Origin of the sequence: Methylobacterium terricola (assembly GCF_006151805.1) — a bacterium.
GTDB lineage: Bacteria > Pseudomonadota > Alphaproteobacteria > Rhizobiales > Beijerinckiaceae > Methylobacterium > Methylobacterium terricola.
Genome location: NZ_VDDA01000002.1, coordinates 185,440 through 202,120 on the forward strand (window position 1 = coordinate 185,440; position 16,681 = coordinate 202,120).

The 16,681-nt window shown below is 72.0% G+C and carries 14 protein-coding genes and 1 pseudogene; 8 read left to right on the forward strand and 7 right to left on the reverse strand.

Going from position 1 to position 16,681, the window contains the following annotated elements; genetic code table 11:
- Window positions 1-72: 72 nt before the first annotated feature.
- The 5 genes from FF100_RS05170 (at window position 73) to FF100_RS38590 (ending at window position 5,924) form a co-directional block, all read left to right on the forward strand.
- Window positions 73-1,425: an MFS transporter gene (locus tag FF100_RS05170; protein WP_139034505.1), complete on the forward strand. Its 1,353-nt coding sequence runs from the start codon at window positions 73-75 to the stop codon at window positions 1,423-1,425.
- Window positions 1,422-2,315 carry an MBL fold metallo-hydrolase gene (locus FF100_RS05175; RefSeq protein ID WP_205824777.1) on the forward strand — a complete coding sequence of 298 codons (894 nt, stop codon included), beginning with the start codon at window positions 1,422-1,424 and terminating at the stop codon, window positions 2,313-2,315. Before FF100_RS05170 ends, FF100_RS05175 begins: the two co-directional genes overlap by 4 nt.
- 90 nt (window positions 2,316-2,405) lie before the next feature.
- Window positions 2,406-3,791, forward strand: a complete 1,386-nt coding sequence (locus FF100_RS05180; RefSeq protein ID WP_139034506.1) for an MFS transporter — start codon at window positions 2,406-2,408, stop codon at window positions 3,789-3,791.
- A 63-nt stretch (window positions 3,792-3,854) separates the two neighbouring features.
- Complete coding sequence (locus FF100_RS05185; RefSeq protein WP_139034507.1) at window positions 3,855-5,012, forward strand: iron-containing alcohol dehydrogenase; 1,158 nt, start codon at window positions 3,855-3,857, stop codon at window positions 5,010-5,012.
- 696 nt (window positions 5,013-5,708) lie between these two features.
- Complete coding sequence (locus tag FF100_RS38590; RefSeq protein ID WP_425463280.1) at window positions 5,709-5,924, forward strand: DUF6538 domain-containing protein; 216 nt, start codon at window positions 5,709-5,711, stop codon at window positions 5,922-5,924.
- A 350-nt stretch (window positions 5,925-6,274) separates the two neighbouring features.
- Here FF100_RS38590 and FF100_RS05190 read toward each other — a convergent pair whose 3' ends face one another.
- From FF100_RS05190 to FF100_RS05200, 3 genes are read right to left on the reverse strand one after another with little or no spacing between them, the layout of a single operon-like run.
- On the reverse strand, window positions 6,275-6,799 hold the full coding sequence (locus FF100_RS05190; RefSeq protein ID WP_139034508.1) for a cytochrome P460 family protein: 525 nt from the start codon (window positions 6,797-6,799) through the stop codon (window positions 6,275-6,277).
- Entirely contained in the window at window positions 6,783-7,817 is a 1,035-nt protein-coding gene (locus tag FF100_RS05195) for an alpha/beta fold hydrolase (RefSeq protein WP_139034509.1), read from the reverse strand. The genes FF100_RS05190 and FF100_RS05195 overlap by 17 nt, the downstream gene beginning before the upstream one ends.
- Window positions 7,818-7,877: 60 nt before the next feature.
- Entirely contained in the window at window positions 7,878-8,294 is a 417-nt protein-coding gene (locus FF100_RS05200) for an organic hydroperoxide resistance protein (RefSeq protein WP_139034510.1), read from the reverse strand.
- A 175-nt stretch (window positions 8,295-8,469) separates the two neighbouring features.
- On the opposite strand from FF100_RS05200, the gene FF100_RS05205 reads away from it, so the two are divergent.
- Window positions 8,470-8,700 (forward strand): P-loop NTPase family protein, encoded by a 231-nt coding sequence (locus FF100_RS05205; protein ID WP_139034511.1) that lies wholly within the window; start codon window positions 8,470-8,472, stop codon window positions 8,698-8,700.
- 17 nt (window positions 8,701-8,717) lie between these two features.
- Here the strand turns inward: FF100_RS05205 and FF100_RS05210 are convergent, their stop codons facing one another.
- Both FF100_RS05210 and FF100_RS05215 read right to left on the reverse strand, forming a co-directional pair.
- Complete coding sequence (locus FF100_RS05210) at window positions 8,718-10,010, reverse strand: sensor histidine kinase (protein ID WP_246101927.1); 1,293 nt, start codon at window positions 10,008-10,010, stop codon at window positions 8,718-8,720.
- Between the two features lie 68 nt (window positions 10,011-10,078).
- Window positions 10,079-10,816, reverse strand: a pseudogene (locus FF100_RS05215) (response regulator); the annotation flags it as partial.
- A 209-nt stretch (window positions 10,817-11,025) separates the two neighbouring features.
- On the opposite strand from FF100_RS05215, the gene FF100_RS05220 reads away from it, so the two are divergent.
- Window positions 11,026-12,765 carry a redoxin domain-containing protein gene (locus FF100_RS05220; RefSeq protein ID WP_139034514.1) on the forward strand — a complete coding sequence of 580 codons (1,740 nt, stop codon included), beginning with the start codon at window positions 11,026-11,028 and terminating at the stop codon, window positions 12,763-12,765.
- Between the two features lie 592 nt (window positions 12,766-13,357).
- Here the strand turns inward: FF100_RS05220 and FF100_RS05225 are convergent.
- On the reverse strand, window positions 13,358-13,933 hold the full coding sequence (locus FF100_RS05225; protein WP_139034515.1) for a response regulator: 576 nt from the start codon (window positions 13,931-13,933) through the stop codon (window positions 13,358-13,360).
- A 200-nt stretch (window positions 13,934-14,133) separates the two neighbouring features.
- On the opposite strand from FF100_RS05225, the gene FF100_RS05230 reads away from it, so the two are divergent.
- Window positions 14,134-14,466, forward strand: a complete 333-nt coding sequence (locus FF100_RS05230) for a hypothetical protein (RefSeq protein WP_139034516.1) — start codon at window positions 14,134-14,136, stop codon at window positions 14,464-14,466.
- Window positions 14,467-14,472: 6 nt separating this feature from the next.
- On the opposite strand, the gene FF100_RS05235 is transcribed toward FF100_RS05230, so the two are convergent.
- Window positions 14,473-16,659 carry a primosomal protein N' gene (locus FF100_RS05235; protein ID WP_139034517.1) on the reverse strand — a complete coding sequence of 729 codons (2,187 nt, stop codon included), beginning with the start codon at window positions 16,657-16,659 and terminating at the stop codon, window positions 14,473-14,475.
- Window positions 16,660-16,681: the final 22 nt, after the last annotated feature.

A 16,681-nucleotide genomic window follows, 5' to 3' on the forward strand; every position in this document is an offset into this window, starting at 1 on the left:
GACGGGCCGGACGTCCCACGCGCCAGCCCGGCTTGCGGCGACACGATCGAACAAAACTCGGGAGGACGATTCATGCAGGCCGGCACCCCGCAGGTCGGGACGGCGGATACCCGCAAGGTCGCGCTGGCGAGCTTCATCGGGTCGACGCTCGAATGGTACGACTTCTTCATCTTCGGAACGGCGGCCGCGCTCGTCTTCAACACGCTGTTCTTCCCGGCCGCCGACCCGACGACCGGGGTGATCGCCTCCTTTGCGACCTTCGCGGTCGGGTTCGTGGCGCGCCCCATCGGCGGCATCGTGTTCGGGCATTACGGCGACCGCCTCGGCCGCAAGGCGATGCTCGTGCTGAGCCTCGGCATGATGGGCGGGGTGACCTTCCTGATCGGTCTCCTGCCGACCTACGCCACGCTGGGGGTGTGGGCGCCGGTCCTGCTCACGGCCCTGCGCTTCCTCCAGGGCTTCGCCGTCGGCGGCGAGTGGGGCGGCGCGACGCTGATGGTGGTCGAGCATGCCAGCCCGAGGAGCCGCGGCTTCTACGGCAGCTGGCCGCAGATGGGGATCCCGGCCGCCCTCCTCCTGTCCTCCGGCGTCATGGCGGCCGTCACCGGGCTCACCAGCACCGAGGATTTCGCCGCCTGGGGCTGGCGGGTGCCGTTCCTGCTCAGCGGCGTCCTGCTCCTCGTCGGCATCGTCATCCGGCACCGCCTCGCCGAGTCGCCGAGCTTCCAGCGCCTGAAGCAGACGGGCGGGCGCGAATCCCTGCCGATCGGCACCGTCCTGTCCCGCAGGAAGCGCCTGACCGCCCTCCTGATCGGCTCGCAGGCGGCGGAGAACACCTCCTTCTACGTCTTCGCGGTCTACTCTCTCGCCTATCTCACTACGGCGCTGGGCGTGCCGCGCCCGGTCGTGCTCAACGCGCTCATGGTCGCGGCGGCCGCCTGCCTCGTCGCGCAGCCGCTCTTCGGCGCCCTGTCCGACCGCATCGGGCGCAAGCGGGTCTTTGCCGGCGGCATGGTGTTCATCGGCCTCTTCATCGTCCCGTTCTTCCTGCTGATCGCATCCCGCGACCCGGTCCTGATCACCGTCGCGATGGTGCTCGGCCTCGTCTTCGGGCAGGCGACGACCCAGGCGGTCCAGCCGAGCCTCTTCGCCGAGCAGTACGAGGCGGCGATCCGCTACAGCGGCGTGTCGGTCGCCTACCAGTTCGCCACCGTGCTCTGGAGCGGCCCGACGCCGATCCTCGCCGCCGCGCTCTGGGCCTGGTCGGGGAGCTGGTGGCCGCTCGCCGGCTACATCGCCGCCGCCGCCCTGGTCTCCGTCCTGTGCATCCGGCCGCTGCGCGAGGCCGCCGGCGCCGAGCTCGGCGCGGCCGCCGCCGAGGCCGGGGAGCGCGACCCCGCCGCGCTCCGGGAGGCGGTGGCGTGAGGTTCCGGGTCGGGGCGGCCACCGTCACGCCGATCGTCGAGATGGTCGACCGCAGCTTCGACATGCTGCGCTTCTTCCCCCTCGCGACCGAGGCCGACATCGCCGCCAACCTCGCCTGGATGGCGCCGCACCACTTCGACCCGCACACCCGGCGCCTCCTCCTCTCGATGCATTCCTGGCTGGTCGAGGTCGGCGGCCGGCGCATCCTCGTCGACGGCTGCGTCGGTAACGACAAGCGGCGCGATGCGCGGCCCGACTGGTGCACCCTGTCGACCGCGTTCCTCGACCGGCTGGCAGAAGCGGGAGCCGCCCCGGAGGCGATCGACTACGTCCTGTGCACCCATCTCCACGCCGACCATGTCGGCTGGAACACGCGGCTCGTCGACGGGCGCTGGGTGCCGACCTTCCCCAATGCGACCTACGTCTTCGGCCGCCGCGAGCATGCCTATTGGCACGCGGAGCACGCGCGGGGTGCGGGCGGCCCGCATCTCCAGGCCTATCGCGACAGCGTGTTGCCGATCCTCGAGGCCGGCCGCGCCCTGATCGTCGACGAGACCCACGTGCTCGAGGGCGTGCTGCACCTGGAGCCCGCACCCGGGCACACGCCGGGCCACGTCGCGGTCTGGCTCCGTTGCGGGCCGGAGACGGCGGCCTTCACCGGCGACGTCGTCCACCACCCCGTCCAGGTGCTCAATCCGGACTGGAACTGCATGGGCTGCCTCGATCCCCCTGCTGCGGCGCGGACGCGGCGGCGCCTCCTCGCCGAGGTGGCGCGGACGAACGGCGTCCTGTTCCCGGGCCATTTCATGGCGCCCCACGCGGTCCGCATCGCGGAGAACGGGGACGGCTTCGCCTTCCGCTTCCTGTGCGAGGACGCAGGCCCCGCCTGAGAGCCCGCCTGCGAGGAACCGCGCCCGACGGGCGCGGGAGACACCAACGACCCTGCGCCGATGCGGCGCTGCGGCGAGGAGGAGACGCCCATGACGAGGTCATCCATCGGATACCGGCTCGACCGGTTGCCGCGCGGCAAGTTCCACACCCGCATGCTGTTCCTCGTCGGAGCCGGCATGTTCTTCGACGGCTTCGACATCTACCTCGCTGCCGGCGTTCTCGGCGCCCTGGTGCGCGAAGGCTTGTCGGACGTCGACCGCAACGCCTGGTTCCTCTCGGCGACCTTCGCCGGCATGACCGTCGGCGCCTGGCTCGCGGGCGTGCTCGGGGACCGCTACGGGCGGCGCTTCACCTACCAGTTCAACCTCGCGGTGTTCGGGATCGCGTCGCTGGCGGCCGCCTTCGCCCCGGACATCGTCTGGCTCACCGCCTTCCGGTTCGTCATGGGGCTCGGCCTCGGGGCCGAGATCGTCGTCGGGTACGGCACCCTGTCGGAGTTCATGCCCCCGGCGATCCGCGGCCGCTACGCGGCCCTGCTTGCGGTCTTCACCAACTCGGCCCTGTTCGTCGCGACCTTCGGCGGTTTCCTGATCATCCCGTATCTCGGCTGGCGCTGGATGTTCGCCATCGCGGGCATCGGCGCCGGCATCGTCTGGCTGATGCGCAAGAACATGCCGGAATCGCCCCGCTGGCTCGAGGCGAAGGGCCGTCACGCCGAGGCCGAGGCGATCACCCGCCGGATCGAGGAGGAGGCCTACGGGCCCGGTGCCGTGCCCGCCGCCCCCGTCCAGCGCATCGCCCCCGCGGCGGCGGTGGACACCCCCCTCTCGACCCTGTTCCGGGGCCAGCTCCTCGTCCGCACGATCACCGGCATCGTCATCAACGTCGTCAACAACCTCATCACCCACGGCTTCATCACCTGGATGCCGACCTTCTTCCTGGCGCAGGGTCTGACGGTGACGCGCTCGCTGGGCTTCACCGCCGTGATGACGCTGGGGGCACCGCTCGGCGCCTTCCTCGGCTGCCTCATGGCCGAGAGCATCGGGCGCAAGCGCGGGATCGTCCTGTTCTCCTTCGTGGCGCTCGTCATCGGCCTTGCCTACCCGCAGGCGTCGGATCCGGTGCTGGTGATGGCCCTCGGCTTCTGCCTCGTCGCCTGCGTGTTCATCCTCGGCGCGCTGAGCATCGCCGCCTACGTGCCCGAGCTGTTCCCGACCGAGATCCGGCTGCGCGGCGTCGGGCTGTGCAGCACGACCGGGCGGCTTGCCAATATCGGCATCCCGTTCCTGATCGCGTTCCTCTACACCAAGGGCGGGATCGGAGCCGTGCTCGGGCTGATCTCCGCCGGGTTGTTCGTGCAGGGCGTCGTCGTCGCCGTCCTCGGGGTCGAGACGAAGGGCATGGCGCTCGAGGCGGTCAGCGCCGAGCCCGACGAGGCTCCGCCCGTCGCCACCGCCGCCCGCAGGCCGGCCTGAGGGCCGACGGGCCGGGCCCGCGCGCGGGCCCGGCTGCCGGATATCGAGGAAGAGACGATCACGATGAACCCGTTCACCTTCCAGACCACCCCGAACGTCCTGTTCGAGCCCGGCGCCGTCCGCAAGCTCGCCCCGGTCGTGTCCGGCCTCGGCGCCTCCCGGGCGATGCTCGTGACCGACCGGGGCGTGCGGGAGGCCGGGCTCACCCGCGACGCGGAGGCCGGCCTCGCCCAGGCCGGCATCGCCCTGACCGTGTTCGAGGACGTCGCCGCCGATCCGCCGTCCCACGTCGTCGAGGCGGCGGTCGCCCGGGCGCGGGAGGCCGGGGTGGAGCTGGTCCTCGCGATCGGCGGCGGCTCGGCGCTGGATACCGCCAAGCTCGTGGCGTACCTCGCCCGGAACGACGAGAGCCTCGATGCCATCTACGGGGTCGGGCTCGCGACGGGCGCGCGGCTGCCGCTCGTCCTCGTCCCGACGACGGCAGGGACCGGATCGGAGGTGACGCCGATCGCCATCGTCACCACCCCCTCGACCGAGAAGAAGGGCGTCGTCTCGCCCCGCCTCCTGCCCGACTGGGCCGTCCTCGACCCCGAGCTGACGCTGGGCCTGCCGCCGGCCGTGACCGCCGCGACCGGCATCGACGCCATGGTGCACGCCATCGAGGCCTATACCAGCCGTCACCGCAAGAACCCCCTGTCCGACCAGCTCGCCCGGCAGGCCCTCGCATTGCTGGCCGGGAGCCTCCGGACGGCATGCCGCAACGGTCGCGATCTGGACGCCCGCGCGAACATGCTCCTTGGCTCGATGCTCGCCGGCATGGCGTTCGCGAACGCGCCGGTCGCGGCGGTCCACGCGCTCGCCTACCCCATCGGCGCGCTCTTCCACGTGCCGCACGGGCTGTCGAACGCCCTCGTGCTCACCGGCGTCGTCCGGTTCAACCTTCCACAGGCCCAGGGCCTCTACGCCGAGCTGGCCCCGATCCTCGACCCGGCCGCAGCCGGTCTTGCCCCGGACGAGGCGGCGACGCGATTTCTCGAGGCGCTCGAGAGCCTGTGCCGGGATTGCGAGCTGCCGGCATCCCTCGCCGAGGTCGGGATCACGGCCGGCGACCTCGATCGATTGGCGGAGGACGCCATGAAGCAGACACGGCTTCTGGTCAATAATCCTCGGGAAGTGACTTATGACGATGCCCGATCGATCTATGAGGGCGCTTTATCATAAAGACAGGGATGGTTTCGTGTGAATGGTGCTGGCTGAATTTCATTGGCGCGCGCGGATTTTCGCTATCCGGCGCAAGCTGCAGTGTCGACAGCTCCTGCTGCGACGCTGACGCGGCTTCGAGCCGCGCAAGGTCGACCCCGCAATGCAGGGTGCCGATCCGAGCTGGCCCATGCGGGCTGTCGCGGCAAGGATGATGCACGGCCTTCCGCCAAGACCTGCCATCGGCGCGAGCGAGGCCGCAACCTCGGCCCATCTGAGGGAAAGGCAGACCGACGACGCCTTCCGCGGGATTATGTGTGTTCGGAAGGCCGTGCTCCGATCTCAGCTTTCTTGTGTCCGTCGAGAAACCTGAAGGGAACACGGCGCCACGTGACCACCGCTAGGATGAAGACAGAAATTGCAGTCCCAGAGGCCGTGGACCATCCCGTGCATGGTATGTGTTCGCCCATGAGTACGAAGCGGGTTGAGGCCCCGAAGCGCAGTGCCGGCTGTCACGGAAGTCTGGACACGCGGTCCAGCGGTCTGACGTAAAGTAGGCGGAAAGCCTTGCATGAAACTCTTGAGTTGATTGAGTTTTTTGGCCTGCTTGGACGGTCCATCCCTCTCCGCCAGGCTTCCTAGAAGCTCGATCATTCCGGTGAGTTGCTGCCCTGAAACGGTGTCGTACGGCCTGGCTGGTGCAAACGGGTGATAGGGATGCCCCTTTCCGATGGCCTGTCCCTGAAACACCACAACGGCGTCTACTCCGCGCGCAAGGACGTGCCGGCCCACCTGCGCCCGCTGGTCGGCAAGTGGACCGTGTTGGTCAGACTCGGGACGAAGGACCCCGCCGAAGCCGCCGGCTGCACTCTGAGGCGACCCGCGAGATCGTGGAATGGCTGGCCGTACTCGAGGCCGCCCCGAGGGCGTTGAGCGAGCGGGAGGCGCACGAACTCGCCCACCGGCCGGGACGACTGGGTTGCCTTCCACCGCGACAATCCAGGCCGCAACCCGTGGCGGACTGAACCGCCCCTCTCCGTCATCCGCATCGCGACTTGCGCGTTCGCCATGTGACCTCGCAAATCGCAGCTCGCCCGATCCCGTCGACGTACCCCCGGTCATCGAGAACGATCCCCGGTTTGCGTGCCCGGAGCCGCACCGGCTCCGGGGCATCCCGTCCGCGGATATGGCTCAGGGGATCGTCCGGACGCAGCCGCCCCGGCGATCGGGGTCCGGGATGACGCCGCGATGCGCCGGGGCGCCGCGGCCCCGTCACGCGAGTGTCACCGAGCGTAGCGGGTGAAGACGAAGTCGCGCTCCTTCACCCGCGCCTCGTGGCAGGCAAAGCAGGTCTGGTGCTGCGCCTCGTCGACGGGCTTGCCGTCGATGAAGCGGCCGAAGCCCCAGCCGCCCGATTGCGGATAGCGCGCCGCGTCCTTGACCATGACCTGCACGGTCGTGGCAGGGCCCGGCACCGTCGCCGACTCGAACTCGGCGGAGGGCGTGCGCGTCCAGGCGAGCTTCACCAGGACGCTGCCGTCCGGGAACGGCAGCGTGCCGGTCCGGTAGGCCTGCACGGCGATGTCGTTGCCGAGCACCGCCCGCAGCTCGTTCAGCGGTGCATCCTCGAGGGCCGGGGCGATCAGGCGCCAGTCCCGGTAGCCGTCCGGGACGGTGACGCCGTAGATCGGCGAGGCCGGCTTCGCGTCGTCGCCGGACGCCCGTGCCGCGGCCAGGGCGAGACCGGCGGCGGCACACAGGAGCAGGACGCTCCGCACGCTGGCACGACGCTCAGAAGCCATCGACATCCACCACCGCCTGCGCGAAGGCCCGCGGCGCCTCCTGGGGAAGGTTGTGCCCGATGCCGCCGGTGATCGTGCGGTGCTCGTAGCGCCCGGAGAACCTCCTGGCATAGGCCGCGGGCTCGGGATGGGGCGCGCCGTTCGCGTCGCCCTCGAGCGTGATCGTCGGGATCGCGATGGTCGGGAAAGCCGCGAGCTTGCGCTCGATCGCGTCGAACCGCGTCTCGCCCTGCGCCAGCCCGAGCCGCCAGCGGTAATTGTGGATCGAGACGGCGACGTGGTCCGGATTGTCGAAGGCCGGGGCCGAGCGGGCGAAGGTGGCGTCGTCGAACCGCCATTGCGGCGAGGCGAGCTCCCAGATCAGCCGGGCGAAGTCGCGGGTGTAGCGGGCGTATCCCTCGCGCCCGCGCTCGGTGGCGAAGTAGAACTGGTACCACCATTGCAGCTCCGCCTTCGGCGGCAGCGGCATCGCGTTGGCCTGCTGGCTGCCGATGAGGTAGCCGCTCACCGAGACGAGGGCCCGGCATCGCGCCGGCCACAGGGCGGCGAGGATGCAGGCGGTGCGGGCGCCCCAATCGTAGCCCGCCACGAGCGTCCGCTCGACGCCGAGCGCGTCGAGGAACGCGACCGCGTCGTGGGCGAGGGCGGCCTGCTGGCCGTTGCGCGGCGTCGCCTCCGAGAGGAAGCGGGTCGCGCCGTATCCTCGGAGATAGGGGATCAGCACCCGGTAGCCCGCTGCCGCGAGCACCGGCGCCACCTCGGCGTAGCTGTGGATGTCGTAGGGCCAGCCGTGGAGGAGCAGGACCGGCTTGCCGTCCGCCGGGCCGGCCTCGACGTAGGCGACCTCGAGGTCGCCGGCCCGGACCCGCTTCAGCGGGCCGAACGCGCCTTGGGCTCCCGATCCCGCCGGGGACGCACCCTGCGCCGCGGCGGCCGGAACGATCCCGGCGACCGTGCCGGCGGCCAGGACGGCACCGAGCCGTCCGAGCAGCTGCCGGCGTTCCAGCGTGACGATCTCGTTCATGGCGATAACCCTCGTGATGATGCAAGCGGTCCGGCCTCAGCACGCCGGACGGGTCGAGGCTCAGGCGACGGTCAGCACGACGTCGATGTTGCCGCGCGTCGCCTTCGAGTACGGGCAGATCTGGTGGGCGGCGGCGACGACCTGCTCGGCCAGGGTGCGATCGAGGTCCGGGACGTCGATCGTCAGCCGGGCGCTGAGGAAGAAGCCGCTGTCGTCCTGGTTCAGCCCGATCTCGGCATCGATGCTCGGCGGCCGGCGCAACGCGATCCCGAGCGTCCGGGCCGCGCGCTCCATCGCCCCCTCGAAGCAGGCCGACCAGCCGGCTGCGAAGAGCTGCTCCGGGTTGGTTCCGTCCCCGGCGCTGCCGGGCCGGGACAGCCGCAGGTCGAGCCTGCCGTCGGGGCTGCGGGCCGTGCCCTCGCGCCCTCCGACCGTGTGGACGTGAGCCGTGTACAGGCGATGTGGCGTGTCGGTCATGGATCGATGCTCCTGGCGGTCCGCAGCGGCCCGTGAGCCGGCAGGCGGTGCGACGCCCGGCTCCTGGCCTTCCCGTCGATCGTTGCCGGCATCGTCGTGTCCCCCGCGGTCCCACCCCCAGTAAGCCGCCGGTTTTTGTACCGAGTATGTGCTAACAGGCCGGTTTTGTAAGCGCATGTACGCTCTTGGAGCCGGGGGCTGGACGGGCTACGAGGCCGGTGATCCGGCGCCTTCGCGCGATCCCGGCACCGAGCGTACCCACCACCTCGATTCGGAGGCGGTCGAGGCGCTGGAGGCGGGGCTGTCCGGCTACGACGGCGCGCTCCTGGTCGTCCGCCACGACGCGGCGTTTCTCAGGGCCTTGCGGATCATGCGGCGCGTCGGCCTCGGCGATCCCGCCGGATGACCTGCGCAAGGGCGCGTTCAGGTGAGCGTGATGACGGCCTCGAGACCGCCGCCCGTGCGGTTGCACAAGGTGAGCTTGCCGCCGAGCGCGGCGGCGAGTTGGTCGGCGATGGCGAGGCCGAGGCCGGTGCCGCCGGTGGCGCGGCTGCGCGACTCCTCCAGCCGCACGAAGGGCAGCAGCACCGCCTCGAGCTTGTCGGCCGGGATGCCGGGCCCCCGGTCCAGGACCGCGATGGCGAGCCGGCCCTCCCTCGCCCGCACGTCGATCTCCGCCCGGCCGGCGTAGCGCAGGGCGTTGTCGATCAGGTTGGCGAGGATGCGCCGCAGCGCCTGCGGGCGCGTCGCCACCGTGACGTCGGCCAGGGCGTTGAGGGTCACCTCCCGGCCGCCATCCTGGTAATCGAAGACGAGGCTCTCGATGAAGGCCCGCAGGTCGAGGCGGACCGTCGGCTCAACGTCGCCATGCACGCTGCGGGCATAGGCGATCCCTTCGCGCACCAGCGCCTCGACCTCGTCGAGATCGGCCAGCAGCCGGTCCTGGTCCGGTCCCTCGGCGCCCGTCTCGACCCGCAGCCGCATCCGGGTGATCGGGGTCTGGAGGTCGTGGGAGATCGCCGCCAGGATGCGCACGCGCTCGTCGAGGTGGCGAGCGATGCGGGCCTGCAGCGCGTTGAAGGCTCGCCCTGCGCGCGCGACCTCGTCCGGCCCGGCTTCCGCGAAGCGGGTCGCCGGCCGGCCGGGCTCCAGCCGGTCGGCGGCCTCGGCGAACCGGGTCAGCGGGCGCACCGCCAGCCGGACGGCGAGCCCGACGCAGGCCGCCAGCGCGAGGAGCTGCACGCCCAGGGCCACCGGCAGCCACGACGCGACCGGTCGCATCGCCGGCCGCACGTCGATGGTCAGCGCCTCGCCGTCGGCGAGCACGACGTGGCCCTGCAGTCGCTCCGTCGGCGCCGGCACCGTGTCGAACCGCACGGGGAAGCGCGGCGCGAGGGCGGTGCGGATCTCGTCCGCGATCATCCGCGCCCGGGGCGGGAGGCCGGGCGTTCCGGCCGCGCCGGGACCGAGCTCGTAGCGATAGGTCGGCCGGTCGAGCAGCGGCAGCCACCCGGCCCTCTCCTCGGCCGGCAGCCGGTCCAGCAGGGCGACCGCGACGGTCACATCGCGCTGGAGCGTCGTCAGCATGACCGCCCGCGCCGACCGATCCCGTTCCAGGAGCATGATCGCGAAGGCGAGCCCCTGCCCGCACAGGAGCCCGGCGAGCAGGATCAGGAAGAGCCGGCTGCCCAGGCTGCCCGGCAGGCGCGGCCTCATTCGTCGCGCGCCTGCGCGGTGACGGTCGGCCATTCCTCGCGCGCCTGCGCGGTGACGGTCGGCCATTCCTCGCGCGCCTGCACGATGACGACCGGCATCGCCAGGACGTAGCCCTCGCTGCGCACCGTCTTGATGTAGGCCGGCTCGCGGGCGTCGTCCCGCAGGCGCTGGCGCAGGCGGCTGACCAGGAGGTCGATCGAGCGGTCGAACAGCTCGGCCTCGCGGCCCTGCGTGAGGTTGAGGAGCTGGTCGCGCGAGAGGACCCGCTGGGGGTGGTCGAGCAGGACGCGCAGCAGCCGGTACTCCGCGCCGCTGAGCGGCACGACCGTCCCGGCCTCGTCGAGCAGGTGGCGGGCGGTGGTGTCGAGCCGCCAGGCCCCGAAGGCGACGAGGCGGCCGGCCTCGGTCACCTGGAGGTTCGGCGGCAGCATCCGGGTCCGCCGCAGGACCGCCTTGATCCGGGCGAGCAGCTCGCGGGCCGAGAACGGCTTCACCAGGTAGTCGTCCGCGCCCATCTCCAGGCCGACGATCCGGTCGGTCTCGTCGCTGCGTGCCGTCAGCATCAGCACCGGCGTCGTCCTGTGCCGGCCCACCCGCAGCTCCCGGCACAGGACGAGGCCGTCATCGCCCGGCATCATGATGTCGAGCACCACGAGGTCGACCCGGTCCGTCTCGAGGAAGGACCGCATCTGACGGCCGTCGGCGGCCAGGCTCACCCGCAGGCCGTTCTTCCTGAGGTAGCCCGAGACCATCTCGCGGATCTCGCGATCGTCGTCGACGACCAGCACGTGATCGATGTGCGCCACGGTGCTTTCCCCCGCTTCCCGTTCGCAATAGCGGGGTCGAGCCCGTCCGACGAGCCTGTCCCGGTCACACACTGTAGCGGATGGACCGCCATCCCAGGGGCAAGATCGCGCGACTGCTACAGGCCGATACACGAAGACGGGTCTCCGCACACAGGCGGGACATGTGGGGCTGATGAGGAAGGGCGCTCGGAACAAGACGGAGCCCGCCCGTGATCCTCGCCATCGCCGCCTATCTCGCGGGCGTGCTGACCCTCCTCAGCCCCTGCCTCGTTCCGGTGCTGCCCTTCGTGCTCGCACGGGTCGACCGGCCCTTCCTGACCGGCACGCTGCCGTTCCTGGCCGGCCTCGGCGCGGCCTTCGTCGCGGCCGCCGGTCTCGCCACCCTCGGGGGCGGTGTCGTGGCCTGGCTCGGCATGGCCGGCCGCGTCCTGGCGTTGGGCGTGCTCGCCGTCTTCGCGCTCACGCTCCTGTCGCCCCGCGCCGCGGCGTGGCTGCACCGGCCCCTCGTGCGCCTCGGCGGGATCCTGGCGCGGCGCGCCGTCGAGCCGGGTGCCCGCCTGTCGAGCGGGATCCCGGGATCGCTCGGCCTCGGCGCCGCCACGGGCCTGCTGTGGACGCCCTGCGCCGGCCCGATCCTCGGCCTCGTCCTCACCGGTGCCGCCCTGAACGGGCCGGGCTGGCAGACGACGGCGTTGCTGGCCGCCTATGCCTTCGGCGCCGCGACGGCCCTGGCCGCCGCCGCCCGCCTGGGCGGCGCGGTGCTCGCCCTGATCCGCCCGCATCTCGGGCTCGGCGAGCGTCTGCGCCAGGTCGCCGGGGCCGCCATGATCGCGGCGCTCGCCGCGGTCGCCCTCGGGGCCGATGCGGACCTGCTGGCGCGCTACCCCGCGGCAGCGACGACCGCCGTTGAGGACGCGATCCTGACGATGCTGCGCGTCGACTCCGCCCGAGCCGCTCCGACCGACGCTCCGGTCGCCGGCGATCTCCCGGTCGAGGGCCGGCTGCCGAGCCTCTCGGGTGCCACGCACTGGCTCAACGGCGAGCCGCAGACGGTCGAGGGCCTGCGGGGCCGAGTCGTGCTGGTCCATGTCTGGACCTCTTCCTGCATCAACTGCATCCGCACGCTTCCCACCCTGCGGGCCTGGGCCGAGCGGTACCGGGCGCAAGGGCTGGCCGTGATCGGCATCCACGCGCCCGAATTCGCCTTCGAACACGACGTCGGCCATGTTGCGGCGGCGATCCGGCGCTTCGCCCTGCCGTATCCGGTGGCGGTCGACAACGCGTTCCAGCTCTGGCGCGGCCTGCGCAACGCGTACTGGCCGGCCTTGTACGTCGTCGATGCGCAGGGACGCATCCGGCATCACCAGTTCGGCGAGGGAGGCACCGCGCAGTCGGAGGCCGCTATCCAGGCCCTCCTGGCCGAAGCCGCCGGAGGGCGTGCCTCCCACGACGGCCCGACGCCGACGCGAGCGGCCGGCATCGAGGCCGCTCCCGATCTCGCGCATCTCGCGTCGAGCGAAACCTATCTCGGCTCGGACAAGGCCACGCATTTCGCGTCGCCGGAAGGAGTGTCGCCCGGGCCACGCCTCTACACCCCCGGTCGGCCGCGGTTGAACGCGTGGTCGCTGGCCGGACACTGGACCATCGAACCCGAATACGCCCGGCTCGATGCACCGGGCGGCAGCCTGACGTACCGCTTCCGGGCGCGCGACCTCCACCTCGTCGTCGGGCCCGGACCCGACGGGTCGCCGATTCCTTTCGACGTATCCCTGGATGGCGAACCACCCGGCGCGGATCACGGCGCCGACATCGGATCGGACGGCGGCGGCGTCATCGCGGCGGCCCGTCTGTACCAGCTCGTTCGCCAATCCGGCCTCGTGCGCGAGCGCACGTTCGCGATCCGCTTTCATCGTCCTGGCGCGCGCGTCTATGCGTTCACTTTTGGCTGAGGGCGTTGGCTGATCGGCGTCAACCCATTCCGCGCGGTAGCCGACGCTGCCCAGGGCGGCTCTGTCAGCGGATCGCAGGCCGATAGCTCGGCTGGGGGCCATAGGGGCTTCGTGAACAAAACCGCTGGGATGGGCGCTTGGCTTCCGGTCGCTGGTCGCCCAGGGCATCGGGGCCCTTCGGCAGTGTCGCGCTCGTACAGCCGACCACCCAGCGGTCACCGAAGACCGCGGCTGCGGACGCTCCCCCGTGGCGGTGGACCTTGGCCAGAGACCAGATCGCTTGGGTCTGACGGGTGGTGCGCGCGTCGCGGCAGGCCGTCAGGCGATCCTCCAACTCCGACACGCTGAGGGGAGCGACCAGGCCGACCATCTGTGGCGCCGTTGATCGACGCCCCGCTCCCTCGGCCCGGCAAGTCGCATCCGGTTCACAGCTAAGCCGGCGCGGTCACGCGGAGATCGTGTCGGACGAATTCCGGCTGATCGCTGCGCAACGCCGAAATCGCCTCGGCTCAGATATGTGACGCCAAAGGCGCCACCGCGCAGGTCGGTGATACGAAGCCCTGTCGACGCGGTGGCACCGCCGCAATCTGCCCTACCGCGCCGGCACGACCGGGCGCCGCACGGCGTGGTCGACCTGGACCAGGACATCGAGGGCCCGCCAGGGCTTCCGGAGGTGGACGACGTCGTCCGACAGGTCCTCGTCCCGCACCGTCGCCCGGCCCGAGGTGACGACGAGGCGGATGCCCGGCCACAGCGTCCGGACCGCCCGCGCCAGGGCGACGCCGTCCAGGGTGCCGGGCAGGTCGACATCCGTGAACACCATCGCGACCTCGCCGCCGCGCTCGCGCAGCAGGGCCACCGCCTCGTCGCCGGTGGCGCAGGTGACGACATCCAGCACCGTCTCCTGCAGGAGCGCGACCGCCTGCTCGCGCACGGACGCGTCGTCCTCCAGCACCAGGACGAGGCGGGTCGGCTCGGCCCGTGCCGTGCGATCGCCGCCATTCGAGGCGTCGCGCGCGATCAGCAGCGCGACGAGCTCGCGCAGACGGTCCGGCAGATGGTCCTCGTCCGGGACCGGGATGGCGTCCAGCAGGCCCTGCGCGATGCCGTGGCCGACGGCGGCCGGTCCGTCCGCCATGCCGCGGTAGAAGTGGCTGGCCTGGCGCATGCACCCTCCTCGCCCGGAGGAGGTCACGCGCCACGCCCCAGGCCCCTGATTAATCCAGATTAAGCCGTTCGGAAGGAGAAGCGCCGGGGGCGGTATTGGTTTCAACGTGGCCGTGTGGAAGTCGGTGGTCCGGACCGCTTCGCAAGCTCCGCGCAACGCAGGTCGACCACGCTCCCGCACTCATGGTGGGAGTTCGAGTCATGGGTGACGCGGCGTTGACGGAGCAGCAGGCAGCCGAGCGCCTGGCGCATCACCTCCTGCGCGAGGCCTATCACGACCTCGCGGCGGTGCTGCTGAGCGCCAATGCCAAGGCGGCCGAGAGCCTGTTCTACGCGGTCGAGACGCGCACCGCGGACGCGCTGCGGACCATCGTCGCCGACCGGGCCGAGGGGGCGGCCTCGACCCGCATCGCCCGCTCGGTCGGGGCCGAGCTCAGCGAGCTGTTCGACGGCGCCCACGGCCGTACCGGGATGCCTGGCCAAGCGGCGCTCCCTGCGCGCACCGGGGCGCCCGCACCGGTGCGGGTGGCCTGAGCGCCGCTACAGGAAGCTCTGCGGGTCGACGTCGATGCCGACCCGGAGATTGCCCCGGACCTTGGGCCCGCGGGCGAGCCAGTCGCGCAGGTAGCTCTGGAGGTCGACCTCGCGCTCGGTCTTGACCAGCAGGCGGAAGCGGTAGCGGCCGCGCACCAGCGCGAGCGGCGCCTCGGCGGGCCCGAGCACCATCACGCCGGGCGGCGGCTCGGCGACGCGGGCGAGCGCCCGGCCGTGGGCTTCCGCCGCCTCGCGGTCGGTGCAGGAGATCACGAGCGCCGCGAGGCGGCCGAAGGGCGGCAGCCCGGCGACCTCGCGGGCCGCCGTCTCCTCGGCATAGAAGCGCTCGGCGTCGCCGGAGATGATCGCGGAAATGACCGGGTGCTCGGGCTGGTAGGTCTGGACCAGCGCCCGCCCGGGCTTCTCGCCGCGGCCGGCGCGGCCGGTGACCTGCTGGAGCAGCTGGAAGGTGCGCTCGGCGGCGCGGGGATCGCCGGAGGTCAGCCCGATATCGGCGTCGAGCACCCCGACCAGGGTCAGGTGCGGGAAGTTGTGGCCCTTGGCGACGAGCTGGGTGCCGACGACGATGTCGCAGCCGCCTTCCGCGACGGTCTGGAGCTCGGCCCGTAAGCGCTCGGCCCCGCCGGGAAAGTCGCTCGACAGCACGATCACCCGCTTGTCCGGGAAGGTGGCGGCGACCTCCTCGGCGATGCGCTCGACGCCCGGGCCGCAGGCGGTCAGGTTGTCGAAAGTGCCGCACTCGGTGCAGGCCTCGGGCCGGCGCTCGGCATGGCCGCAATGGTGGCAGACGAGCGCGCGCCGGAAGCGGTGCTCGACGAGCCAGGTCGAGCAGTTCGGGCATTGGTAGCGGTGGCCGCAGGCGCGGCAGAGCGTCAGCGGCGCGTAGCCGCGGCGGTTGAGGAAGAGAAGCGCCTGCTCGCCCCGCCCGTTGGTCTCGGCGATGGCGGCGACGAGGCTCGGCGACAGGTAGCGCCCGCGCGGCACCTTCTCGGCCCGCATGTCGATGGCGCGGATCTCCGGCAGGCGCCGTCCGCCGAAGCGCTCCGGCATCACCACCCGGCGGTAGCGGCCGCGCTCGGCATTGACCCGGGTCTCGATCGCGGGCGTCGCCGAGGCCAGCACCACGGCGGCGTGTTCGAGCTTGCCGCGCACCACCGCCATGTCGCGGGCGTGGTAGCAGACGCCGTCATCCTGCTTGTAGGCGCCCTCGTGCTCCTCGTCGACGACGATCAGGCCGAGCTTGGCGAACGGCAGGAACAGGGCCGAGCGGGCGCCCACCACCACCTGCACCTCGCCCGACGCCACGCCGGCCCTGATCTTCTCGCGCCGGCGCCCGCCGACCCCGGAATGCCAGGCGGCGGGCCGGACGCCGAAGCGCTTGGCGAAGCGGTCGAGGAACTGCGCCGTCAGCGCGATCTCGGGCATCAGCACGAGCGACTGCACGCCCCGGCGCAGGGCCTCGGCCACGACCTCGAAATAGACCTCCGTCTTGCCGGAGCCCGTCACGCCTTCGAGCAGCGTCACGCCGCCCTCCCCCGCCGGCCCGCCCTCGGCCGGCGCCGCCGTCAGGGTGGCGATGAGCGCGTGGGCCGCCTCGGCCTGGGGTCCCGACAGGGGATCGTGCGGATGGTCGGGATCCGGCGGCTCGGCGACCCGGTCGGGGGCGAGCGCCACGGTCTCGAGCACCCCGTCGTCGATGAGGCCGTCGACCACGCTCGCGCTGACGCCGGCCTCCAGGCTCAGCGCCCGCTTGCCCCGCACCGCGCCGTCGGCCGCCACCGCCACCACCTTGCCGCGGGCCGGGGTCATCCGGCTCGGCGGCATCCCGGTCGCGCGCACGCCGACCTTGGCGGTCTCGGTGCGGCTCTCCTCCGGCAGGCGCAACGCCATGGCGAGCGCCGAGCCCTTCGGCGCCAGGGTGTAGCGGGCGATCCACTCGACGAGGCGGCGGAGCGCCGGGCTGAGGGCCTCGACGCCGATCCGGCCGCTGACGCGCCGCAGGTTGGAGCCGGCGCCGTCGCGCAGGGACCACACCACCCCGACGGTCTCCCGCGGCCCGAGCGGCACCTGCACCACGTCGCCCTCCGCGAGGGTGAGCTCGGGCGGCACGGCGTAGCTGTAGGCCTGGTCGAGGGCGAGGGGGATCAGGACGTCGGCGATCGGGGCGGTCATCGGGCTTGTGAAGGTCGGGCGG

What these genes read in the sequence shown, in the direction of transcription:
- FF100_RS05170 (WP_139034505.1), top strand. Translation starts at nt 73, where the DNA reads ATGCAGGCCGGCACCCCGCAGGTCGGGACGGCGGATACCCGCAAGGTC.
- FF100_RS05180 (WP_139034506.1), top strand. Translation starts at nt 2,406, where the DNA reads ATGACGAGGTCATCCATCGGATACCGGCTCGACCGGTTGCCGCGCGGC.
- FF100_RS05185 (WP_139034507.1), top strand. Translation starts at nt 3,855, where the DNA reads ATGAACCCGTTCACCTTCCAGACCACCCCGAACGTCCTGTTCGAGCCC.
- FF100_RS38590 (WP_425463280.1), top strand. Translation starts at nt 5,709, where the DNA reads ATGCCCCTTTCCGATGGCCTGTCCCTGAAACACCACAACGGCGTCTAC.
- FF100_RS05190 (WP_139034508.1), bottom strand. Translation starts at nt 6,799, where the DNA reads ATGTCGATGGCTTCTGAGCGTCGTGCCAGCGTGCGGAGCGTCCTGCTC.
- FF100_RS05195 (WP_139034509.1), bottom strand. Translation starts at nt 7,817, where the DNA reads ATGAACGAGATCGTCACGCTGGAACGCCGGCAGCTGCTCGGACGGCTC.
- FF100_RS05200 (WP_139034510.1), bottom strand. Translation starts at nt 8,294, where the DNA reads ATGACCGACACGCCACATCGCCTGTACACGGCTCACGTCCACACGGTC.
- FF100_RS05205 (WP_139034511.1), top strand. Translation starts at nt 8,470, where the DNA reads ATGTACGCTCTTGGAGCCGGGGGCTGGACGGGCTACGAGGCCGGTGAT.
- FF100_RS05210 (WP_246101927.1), bottom strand. Translation starts at nt 10,010, where the DNA reads ATGAGGCCGCGCCTGCCGGGCAGCCTGGGCAGCCGGCTCTTCCTGATC.
- FF100_RS05225 (WP_139034515.1), bottom strand. Translation starts at nt 13,933, where the DNA reads ATGCGCCAGGCCAGCCACTTCTACCGCGGCATGGCGGACGGACCGGCC.
- FF100_RS05230 (WP_139034516.1), top strand. Translation starts at nt 14,134, where the DNA reads ATGGGTGACGCGGCGTTGACGGAGCAGCAGGCAGCCGAGCGCCTGGCG.
- FF100_RS05235 (WP_139034517.1), bottom strand. Translation starts at nt 16,659, where the DNA reads ATGACCGCCCCGATCGCCGACGTCCTGATCCCCCTCGCCCTCGACCAG.